The organism is Microcystis sp. M144S2, from assembly GCF_020246065.1.
GTDB lineage: Bacteria > Cyanobacteriota > Cyanobacteriia > Cyanobacteriales > Microcystaceae > Microcystis > Microcystis ichthyoblabe_A.
Map to the genome: position 1 here is coordinate 24,146 of NZ_JADBTR010000073.1, position 10,238 is coordinate 34,383.

The 10,238-nt window shown below is 41.4% G+C and carries 11 protein-coding genes; 9 read left to right on the forward strand and 2 right to left on the reverse strand.

What is annotated here, in order from left to right; translation table 11 throughout:
* The first annotated feature begins 12 nt into the window (after positions 1 to 12).
* The 9 genes from IM462_RS09705 (at position 13) to IM462_RS09740 (ending at position 5,989) form a co-directional block, all read left to right on the forward strand.
* The gene (locus tag IM462_RS09705; protein ID WP_104396960.1) at positions 13 to 225 is read left to right on the forward strand and encodes a hypothetical protein; all 213 of its coding nucleotides are present in this window, start codon (positions 13 to 15) and stop codon (positions 223 to 225) included.
* Between the two features lie 306 nt (positions 226 to 531).
* On the forward strand, positions 532 to 795 hold the full coding sequence (locus tag IM462_RS09710) for a type II toxin-antitoxin system Phd/YefM family antitoxin (protein ID WP_002752677.1): 264 nt from the start codon (positions 532 to 534) through the stop codon (positions 793 to 795).
* Positions 792 to 1,178: a type II toxin-antitoxin system VapC family toxin gene (locus tag IM462_RS09715; protein WP_002734288.1), complete on the forward strand. Its 387-nt coding sequence runs from the start codon at positions 792 to 794 to the stop codon at positions 1,176 to 1,178. Before IM462_RS09710 ends, IM462_RS09715 begins: the two co-directional genes overlap by 4 nt.
* A gap of 348 nt (positions 1,179 to 1,526) precedes the next feature.
* Positions 1,527 to 1,622: a TPR end-of-group domain-containing protein gene (locus tag IM462_RS21220; protein ID WP_409888327.1), complete on the forward strand. Its 96-nt coding sequence runs from the start codon at positions 1,527 to 1,529 to the stop codon at positions 1,620 to 1,622.
* A 442-nt stretch (positions 1,623 to 2,064) separates the two neighbouring features.
* Positions 2,065 to 3,693 carry a hydroxylamine reductase gene (hcp, locus tag IM462_RS09720; protein WP_287703031.1) on the forward strand — a complete coding sequence of 543 codons (1,629 nt, stop codon included), beginning with the start codon at positions 2,065 to 2,067 and terminating at the stop codon, positions 3,691 to 3,693.
* A gap of 85 nt (positions 3,694 to 3,778) precedes the next feature.
* Positions 3,779 to 4,495 (forward strand): bidirectional hydrogenase complex protein HoxU, encoded by a 717-nt coding sequence (gene hoxU, locus IM462_RS09725; protein WP_002752680.1) that lies wholly within the window; start codon positions 3,779 to 3,781, stop codon positions 4,493 to 4,495.
* 8 nt (positions 4,496 to 4,503) lie between these two features.
* Positions 4,504 to 4,899: a hypothetical protein gene (locus tag IM462_RS09730; RefSeq protein ID WP_287703029.1), complete on the forward strand. Its 396-nt coding sequence runs from the start codon at positions 4,504 to 4,506 to the stop codon at positions 4,897 to 4,899.
* 2 nt (positions 4,900 to 4,901) lie between these two features.
* Positions 4,902 to 5,363 carry a hypothetical protein gene (locus IM462_RS09735; protein WP_287703027.1) on the forward strand — a complete coding sequence of 154 codons (462 nt, stop codon included), beginning with the start codon at positions 4,902 to 4,904 and terminating at the stop codon, positions 5,361 to 5,363.
* 77 nt (positions 5,364 to 5,440) lie between these two features.
* Entirely contained in the window at positions 5,441 to 5,989 is a 549-nt protein-coding gene (locus tag IM462_RS09740) for an NADH-quinone oxidoreductase subunit B family protein (RefSeq protein ID WP_002801999.1), read from the forward strand.
* A gap of 493 nt (positions 5,990 to 6,482) precedes the next feature.
* Here IM462_RS09740 and recG read toward each other — a convergent pair whose 3' ends face one another.
* Positions 6,483 to 8,951 carry an ATP-dependent DNA helicase RecG gene (gene recG, locus IM462_RS09745; protein WP_287701574.1) on the reverse strand — a complete coding sequence of 823 codons (2,469 nt, stop codon included), beginning with the start codon at positions 8,949 to 8,951 and terminating at the stop codon, positions 6,483 to 6,485.
* Positions 8,952 to 9,018: 67 nt separating this feature from the next.
* On the reverse strand, positions 9,019 to 9,930 hold the full coding sequence (locus tag IM462_RS09750; RefSeq protein WP_287701576.1) for a hypothetical protein: 912 nt from the start codon (positions 9,928 to 9,930) through the stop codon (positions 9,019 to 9,021).
* Positions 9,931 to 10,238 lie beyond the last annotated feature (308 nt).

Here is a 10,238-nt window from a genome sequence, read left to right on the forward strand (position 1 = left end):
AGGAGATATTCTATGACTAACACCTACACAGCTATCATTCAGCCAGACGGAGATTGGTGGATTGGTTGGATAGAAGAAATTCCGGGAGTTAACTGTCAAGAAGCATCTCGTGATCAGTTATTAGAAACCCTAAAAATTACTCTTAGCGAAGCATTAGAATTGAATAAACAGGAAGCAATTTCCGCTACTAGGGGAAACTACCAAGAAGAGAAAATTGTTGTATGAAACGCAAACAGTTTATCGATCACGTCCTGTAGGGGCGAAGCATTCGGATAGGAAATCTACGGTTTCAGCGATAAGTTATTGCCCGAATGCTTCGCCCGTACTTTTTCAGCAAGTCCTAGCCATTCTTGGTGGTTTAACCCCCAATTAAATAAAAGATCTGCGATTCCAAGACATACCGGAGTGATAATTATCACAATTGGGCAATTCAGCAATGGGAAAAAGTTGCCAAACCTTTATTAACTTGTGAGGCAGTTATCACTGAATCCTGTTTTATTTTGTGAAGTAAATAAAGAGAGAAAATTATTCATGTCAAACAAAACTATTGATCTCAATCAAGTACAGTTAACTTTACAAGAACTACTTGCCTTAATAAAGGTAGATACTGAAATTATTATAACCGAAGGAAACAAGCCTGTAGCTCGTCTAATTCCTTGGGGAGATACTGAAAAAACAACGTCTGAAACTCCTTCTCCTAAGTTACGACAACCAGGACTACACGCTGGAAAAATTAGGACTAGCGAAGATTTTGATGAGCCACTTCCTGAAGAATTTTGGACAGGTGAATCATGAAATTTCTTTTAGATACCCATACATTTATTTGGTGGGATAGCGAACCAGAAAAACTCTCTCAAAGAGCTTTAGAACTGTGTAGAGATCCTAGTAATACGCTATTACTTAGTATTACAAGTATTTGGGAAATGCAAATCAAACTACAACTAGGTAAACTATCACTCAAGATACCTTTAGCAGAAATGATTAATACTCAGCAGGAAACTAACCAAATTGGCCTTTTATCAATTACAGTCAGCCATGTTTTAGCTTTAAATACTTTACCTAACATCCATAAAGATCCATTTGACCGCTTGTTAGTTGCTCAAGCTAATCTTGAAAATGCTAGACTGATTAGCCATGATTCAATATTAGCAAAATATCCTGTTCAGATAGATTGGTAGATAGGGCTTGCTGAATAAATGTGAAATATAGACGAGGTAAGAGTTTTAGGGTTCTGTTTTGCTCTCACAGGTGCAAGATTTTGAGAGAATCGTCGTTCAAAACCTTGCGTCTTCATCGGCCCGCGTCCTGTAGGGGCGAAGCATTCGGACAATAACCTATCGGTGAAACCGGAGATTTTCTATCCGAATGCTTCGCCCGTACTTTTTCAGCAAGTCCTAGCCATTCTTGGTGGTTTAACCCCCAATTAAATAAAAGATCTGCGATTCCAAGACATACGGAAATTAGGGATATTCTCGCTAATAAAATCTGCAAAGATATCGGAATACCACTAATCAAATAAATCGTTCATCAGTCTTGATGTCAAATATCAGTATCTGGCGAAAACAGATAAAGATTTTGAGCAGATTCGGGGAGATGAGCGGTTTCAATCATTGCTAAGTTAAGTAAATAAAAAAAGAGATAACTATCTATGTCGAAAGCAATCCCATCATCACAGTTAGGCGATAATAACTCTTAAGTTCCAACTTTCTATCCTAATCAGGAGACCGATTGCTATGACACTGGCAAATACCCACCTAAAAATCGAAAATCTCGCTCATTATATCATAAAAATCACAAAAAATACTTAATTTAATAAGACAACTAAATAATTGTTTAATCGGTAATTCTTGAGGAAATCTAAAATCAGAACCCAACCGGCAAAAAAAGTGAGAGAATAAAAACATAGTTCAGAGAGTAGAGGCTGTCAAGACAAGCTTTCCAGTCGTAAAATCCATAATTCTTGCTGGGTGAGGGCCGATAACTAACTTTCAAAAAAGCAGAATTAAATTTAGTAGAAAAAAATCGCAACAATCTGTCAATCCACTGAAAAAAGAGAGAAAACTTATGTTTTGTGAACAATGCGAACAAACCGCTAGTGGTAATGGTTGTCATCAGTGGGGGGCCTGTGGAAAAAGTCCCGAAGTCAACGCCGTTCAAGACTTATTAGTTTATTGTATGCGGGGATTAGCATCGGTGGTTTTAAAAGCCAAAGAAGCGGCGATATCTACTCGCGAAGCCGATATTTTTACCTGCGAGTCGCTTTTCGCCACCATGACCAATGTGAACTTCGATCAAAGACGTTTTACCGATTATATTCAGCGTTGTTTAGAGATTCGGGAAAATTTAAAAGCACAATTGGGATCGCTGGACTGGTCTGCACTTGCTAACTATCAGCCTAATTTTAATGAGAGTCTAGTCAGCCAAGGTCAAGAAGTATCCTTAGAACTAATTGAAAAAGTACAAGACCTCGATATTTTTTCCCTAAAGTTAACCGCTATCTACGGAGTTAAAGGTCTTGCTTCCTATACTTTCCACGCTCAGGAATTAGGTCAAGAGGATGACTCAGTTTATCAGGTTATCCAAGAGACTTTAGCGGCGATTGACCGGGGAGATTTAAACCTGAATGATTGGGTGGCAATCTGTCTAAAAGTTGGGGCAGCAAACCTGCGGGCCATGGAATTATTAGATCAAGGTCATACCGAAACCTACGGTCATCCCATACCGACAAATGTTCCCTTAAATCCGCGTCTAGGTAAAGCCATTTTAGTCTCCGGCCATGATATTAAACAATTAGCGGCTTTACTGGCACAAACTGCCAATACTGGGATAACAGTCTATACCCACGGAGAATTATTACCCGCCCACGGTTATCCAAAACTCAAAGAAAAATATCCCCATCTCTACGGTCATTATGGCACCGCCTGGCAAAATCAAACTAAAGAATTTGCTAAGTTTCCGGGGGCAATAGTTTTAACTACTAATTGTCTCATGCCCCCCCACGAAAACTATGAAAGTAAACTCTTTACCCTCGGACCTGTGGGTTATGCCCATATTAACCGCTTAGAAACAGTGGACGGTGCGATCGATTTTAGTCCCGTGATTGCTAAAGCGCAATCATTGCCCGGATTTACTGAAATAAGCGAACCTCGGCAGGTAATGGTGGGATTTGCCCACAATACCGTTCTCAGTGTCGCTGATACGCTGGTTAATGCCCTTAAACAGGGTAAAATCCGTCACTTCTTCCTAGTTGGCGGCTGCGATGGGGCAAAACCCGATCGCAATTACTACACCGAATTTGTGGAACAAGTCCCCGAAGATTGCATCGTTTTAACCCTTGCCTGTGGAAAATTCCGCTTTTTCGACAAACAATTAGGTACTATCGAAGGATTACCCCGGCTGATGGACGTGGGACAATGTAACGATGCCTATAGTGCCATCAAAATCGCCCTAGGATTAGCCAACGCTTTTAACGTTAGCGTCAACGAGATTCCCCTCTCCCTAATTATCTCTTGGTACGAACAAAAAGCGATCGCTGTACTGCTCACCCTGCTGCATCTAGGTATGCAAAATATCCGTCTGGGACCAACTTTACCGGCATTTATCTCCCCTAACGTCCTCAAATTCCTCTCCGATACCTATCATCTGCAGCCGATTACCACCCCCGCAAAAGACTTAGCCGCTTGTCTAGGTTAAAACTTTCTGTAAAAATCCCACCCTCGGCCACAAATTGTGGCCTATGGGAAGGAGAGGGATATTATCCTCAAGGAGAATAATTTTTATGTCCGTAATCACTTTAAGCATTGATGGCAAAGATGTAGCGATCGAAGCAGGTTCGCGAGTTCTCGCAGCCGCTAGTCAGGTAGGAATAAAAATTCCCGCCCTCTGTCATCTCGATGGGGTTTCCGAAGTGGCTGCCTGTCGCTTATGTTTGGTAGAAATTGAAGGTATTAATAAATTATTACCTGCCTGTGTAACGGAAGTGGCGGAAGGAATGGTGGTTCATACCGATACCCCAAAACTGAAAGAATATCGCCGCATGACAGTGGAATTATTATTCGCTGAAGGTAATCACGTTTGTGCGGTTTGTGTGGCTAATGGTAACTGTGAATTGCAAGATTTAGCCATCGAAGTGGGTATGGATCATAGTCGTTTTCCCTACCGTTTTCCCAAGCGAGAAGTAGATATTTCCCATCCTCTTTTCGGTATCGATCATAATCGTTGTGTTCTCTGTACCCGTTGTGTACGAGTCTGTGATGAAATTGAAGGGGCGCACGTTTGGGATCTGGCTTATCGCGGCGAAAAAGATAAAATTATCGCGGGAATGGATCAGCCTTGGGGCAGCGTTTCTGCCTGTACTTCCTGCGGCAAATGTGTTGCCGCTTGTCCAACGGGAGCCATATTCCGCAAGGGTTCCGCCGTTTCCGAAAAAGAGGAAGATCGATCAAAGTTGGAATTTTTAGTTAACGCCAGGACTGAACACCAATGGACGCGTTAAAGTAATCGATGGAGGGCGATAGTGATCGATGGGCGCATTTAGATATCTACGAGCAAAAATTAACCGCCAAGGTAAGGGAGGACTATGATCAGATTATGGGTAATAATCAAGATATCCTAGGGATTGCTGCCCAATACGAAATCTCGGAAATCGATATCCGACGCGCCAAGGATTACGCTTTTGGATCGGGAGTGTCTCGATATCAATTTTTTCCCGAAGGTTTAATGGTAGCAGCTTGGCGAAGACTCGCTGGCGCTCAAGGGAATAATCTTGATCGGATGTTTCTCAATCATGAAATCTACGAATCTGACTTAGTGATTAATCGAGGTTTTTCGCAGCAACAAGCGCATTTACTGGCACAAAAACAATATACTTGGTCCGATTCAATTCAGCAAACAAGATAATTATGACCACATCACCCGAATCGCAATTTCTGCAAGCCCTAGAAATGTGTCAGTCTCTCTCCAATTTGACGGCGCAATTTTCTAGTATTCCTTGTCGGATAATTGAAATTTTGTCTGATATTAGTCAAGAGCCTAGGGTTTTGTATTCGCTCTTAATTAAATATTCTAGAGAGGTGGATTGTGCTTTAGTTGCCCTAGATATTTATGCCAAGAATGCTGATAATTGGCGAGTAAAAGATCGAGATCAAACCTGTTCTCTTGGTTTTGGAGTAAAAGACCATTGCACGATTTTAAGCTGTTTGCTCAATTTCGGCAAACGTCCTTTTTCTTTTATTTCCTATACGGGAAATTTTGCATCGGAGGCGATTATTTTTGAGCTACTTAAAGACTGGAAAAATCTAGATTTAGCCCCTTTCTTTGAGGAAAAAATGCAAGAGTTTATCCTGGAGGCAAAAATAGCTTAAAAGAGAATTTATTTGCGTTTGATCCTTTTGATCAAATTGCAACTCAGCCAAAAAATACCAATCAAGGAATTAAAATTATGTCTAAAATTCGCTTTGCTACTGTCTGGTTAGCCGGTTGTTCGGGATGCCATATGTCCTTCCTCGATTTGGATGAATGGCTGTTAGAATTAGCCGAAAAAGTTGACGTGGTATATAGTCCCGTCGGCTGCGATCTGAAAACCTATCCAGAAAATGTCGATGTCTGTTTAGTGGAAGGAGCGATCGCTAATCAGGATAATTTAGAACTAATTCATCTAGTCCGTCAAAATACCAAAACCGTCGTTTCTTTTGGTGATTGCGCCGTAACTGCTAACGTTCCCGCTATGCGGAATATGTTAGGAACTGCCGAACCCGTGCTAAAAAGGGCTTATTTAGAGTTAGGAGATAACACCCCTCAACTACCAGAAGAACCCGGTATCGTTCCCGAATTATTAGATCAAGTGCTGCCCGTCCATCAAGTCATTCCCATCGACATTTTTATGCCGGGTTGTCCCCCCGATGCGGACAGAATTCGCGAGACATTGATTCCGATTTTAAAAGGGGAATTACCCGTGATGGCAGGGCGAGAAATGATTAAATTTGGTTAATTGAATCAGTTATCAGTCGTCAGTTATCAGTTATCAGTTATCAGTTATCAGATTTGAGTTTTAAGTTTTGAGTGAGCAGTATGTATTAAGTGAGCCTCATCAAATGCCAGTTTGCTGCTGTCTTTTCGCTGATTATTGATTACTGTTTACTGATTACTGATTGGGTGCATCTCACATTTGTAGAAATACCGACAATCAGCAATTATCAGTGACTCCTAAATTATTACAGATGTGTCAGCAGCCGCGTGTAAGCATCCCACCGAAAAACTAATGCGCGGGGGGTTTGGGGGCGGCACTTCGACACGCTCAGTGACCGCGCCACGCCCCCAACGGGGGGTTTGGGGGGTAGAACCCCCCAAAAGCTTGGATTGAGTGATAAAATCGGAAGTAATAGTAAATCCGTTGAGTATGGGCTATGCAAAACGGAGAATAAATAATCAGTTTTTAATAACTGGATTTAGTATTACTGTTTACTGATCACTGAACATCTAAATCAAGTTAAAATATCGGCTCCCAACATCCGTTGATATTTAGCTTCTAAGGCTTGTTTCAAATTGGGCAAAGTGATTAAATGGGGATCATCTAACATAATTTTTTCGGCGGCATCTCTTGCCAAAACTAACACCTCTTGATCCTCGACTAAACTAGCGAGGGCAAAATCTGGTAAACCCGATTGTCGTTGTCCTAAAACTTCCCCCGGACCGCGAAATCGCATATCCATTTCCGAGATAAAAAAGCCGTCTTGGGATTGTTCCAAAACCGTTAATCTTTGACGGGAATTAGCACTATTAGTGCCACTTAAAAGTAAACAATAGGATTGATGGGAACCTCTGCCCACGCGCCCCCGTAATTGATGCAATTGTGAAAGGCCAAAACGTTCGGCATTTTCAATTAACATCACCGTGGCATTGGGAACATCCACCCCCACTTCGATAACCGTAGTTGAGACAATAATTTGCAGAATATTATCGCGAAAAGCTGTTAAGATTTCCTCTTTTTCGGCGGAACTCATGCGACCATGGAGTAAACCGATATTAAAATTGGGAAAAATCTTTTCTGATAAATTTTGATATTCTTCCACCGCAGCCCTAACATCTAATTTTTCCGATTCTTCAATCAAGGGAAAAATCACATAAGCTTGTCTGCCTTGGGCAATTTCACGCCGAATTAAATCATAGGCAGCCCTTCTTTGATTTCCATTTAAAGCAGTGGTTTGAATCGGTTGCCTGCCGGGGGGTAATTCGTCAATTTGACTCACATCCAAATCCCCATGGAGGGTTAAAGCTAAAGTACGGGGAATCGGTGTTGCTGTCATGGTTAAAACGTGGGGAGACTCTCCTTTGCTTAATAATCTTGCCCTTTGTTGTACCCCAAAGCGATGCTGTTCATCAATAACAACTAAACCTAATTTGCGGAAATTAACTGCATCTTGAATTAGGGCATGAGTTCCCACTAAAAGTGGTAATTCTCCTGTCTCTAATTGGGCGTGAATTTCTCGCCGTTTAGCGGTTTTTGTGGAACCAGTTAATAATTCTACGGGTAAATGTAAGAGATTAAACCAGCTAACTAACTTACGATAATGTTGTTCTGCTAAAACTTCCGTGGGAGCCATTAATGCTGCTTGATAACCAGATTGTAGGGCTGCTAAAATGGCATAAACTCCGACAATTGTTTTGCCAGAACCCACATCCCCCTGCACAAGACGATTCATCGGGGTGCTAGAATCTAAATCCTCTAAAATTTCCTCAATAACTCGTTTTTGAGCATTGGTTAATTGAAAGGGAATTATCTGATTAAATTGATCAATTAGTTGACCCTTAGCACTAAAAATAGCACTTTTCTGTGTCTGACGATACTGTTGCCGCCGCCGCAGAAAACCCAATTGTAAAAAGAAGAATTCATCAAAGACTAATCGCCGTCGCGCTTGACTGAGAATATCGGAATTATTGGGAAAATGAATGTTAGTAATTGCTGTTTTTAAATCGATTAATCCGTATTGTTTTCTTAGACCGAAAGGCAAGGGATCTTTTATCGCCTCTACTGCCCCAAAAGCGGCGACTACAGCCTTTCTAATTAGGTCGGCGGGTACTCCATCGCTGAGGGGATAAACCGGCAGAATACGCCCGATTTTTAAGGACTCAATACTTGCCCCAGAACTGTCTAATAATTCAAATTCAGGATTTTCTAAAGTTACCCCATATTTTCCCGCTTTGACTAAACCACTAACCGCCACCACCGAACCGACGGGATAGAGTTTTTTTTGTCCTTCTTGCCAAGCACGATTAGTATAGCGAGTTCCCGCATAAAAACGGTTTAATTTTATCTGTCCAGTGCCATCCTGTAAGAGCAATTCAAAGATAGCTAACTTGGTATTTTTGGGGCTAGTAAAACAATTACAGCGCTTGACATTCCCCACTAAAGTTACCGTTTCCCCCTCGGTTAAATTAGCGATATTGACTTGACGACTGTAATCCACATGATCCCGGGGATAATAATATAATAAATCTTCAACTTTGTGGAGGTTTAATCTTTCTAAAAGACTGGCTTTTCTCTCTCCCACTTCCGCTAGATATTTCAAGGGTTGTTCGAGGGTAACTTGCCGTGGAGAAATAGCCTTTGCTGTGATGGGAGTGGTATTAATAATTTTCGCCGCAGCTGGTTCTTTTGCGGTGGGGGTTGCTTCTAAAGTTTGCCGTAATTGCTGCAAAAAATTGCGAGTTTCGGTGACTAATTGTTGTCTTTGTCTGGGATTAAATTGGGAATATTGGGCAAATTTTTGGGCTAATTCTCGCCAGCGATTTCTCTCACTGGTGGCAATTCCCACGGGAGGATTATCCCCGAAACTAAGACACAAAAACTCGCTAAAACGGTATTGATTTCCCTGAAGATCTGGATAACCTTTTTCCGCTTCTACAGATAAGGCTTTTTGTAATCTCACCCAGTCGGGTATTTCCCCTTTCATAATTGTCTCTTGACTCCAAATTTCCCAGTATTATGCTTCCCTGATACCCCTGTTTGATCATAACTGATTAATCGTACCAACTACTGCGCCATGCCGCTTCCGCTTGAGCGATAGTATATTCTTTGCGAATACGATGATATTGTTCCCCTAGACGATTTAATTGTTCCCAAAGGGAGCGAATTTGATTTCTTTCGACACTTAAACGCGCATCGGCAAATTCAAGTTCAGCCATTCGTAGATGAATCGCCGTTACTTTAGTGACTTTGCCACTTGAAAAATCATGATCATCCCCATCCCCATCATCTTCATCTTCATCTTCATCTTCATCTTTTTCTTCCTCTGGTTCAGGGGTTTTAGCTTCCACTAGAATGTTTAACATATTATTTCCTCCACCTAGAGACTGTCCTTCTTCTCCCGCTTGAATTGCCATATCGATAATTTGACTGGGTAGATGAGGGGGAAGAATATAGGCTTTTTGTAGTTGCTGATTAATTTGTTTAGAGAGATGATTGAGAATCTCGATACAGTTTTTTTCCAGCACTCGACAACAATAAAGTAAAATATCGGGGTTATTAATCTCTCCAGTTGCGGCTAGATTTTCCCGTTTGTCTAGAAAAAGTTTCAAGAAATCGGGGGTGTTAACTGTCTCTGCTGGACTTTTAGAGAATCCTACCCCTGAAAATGCCCCTCGCTCGAAGCCCTGCTCGCCCAATTGCTGTAAACTGGCTTTAGCCTCTTGTCCTAGAGTTTTGATCTCCTCTTGTAGTTTCTGACGATTGCTGTGGGAAAGGGACAGAAATTCCCCCCCATAGTAACGGGTACAGATATAATACACTGCCCCGATCGCCTGTTTATAGAGAGATTCACCGAGTAAATCAAGATAAATTCGGTATTTTTCTCGCATTCTTTCGGCTAAATTTGCCACTTCCGTTTCTATGTTCTTTAAATCTTGTTGTAGCTTGTTCAGTCTTCCAGTCATAGAAATTTTACCGAGGGAGAAGTTAGCGATCGGCGAATTCTATTATAGCGACTCACTGTCAGCTATAGCACCCTGACATGGGGGAGATGCTCAGACTCGATCGATTGTCAGTTATTTTCGCGATTAAGTAAGTAGTTATAATTAAATTGAAGATAGATTTTGCCTCTGATCCCCCCTGCCCCCCTTGATAAGGCTGTCCTTTAGTCACATCTTTCTTAACATTTCAAACCTTTGTAGCACAAGGCTTTCAAGACTCGGTTAACAATTTGTAATATTCCTTGTTGACACCCTTACTGACAAAGAAAAAA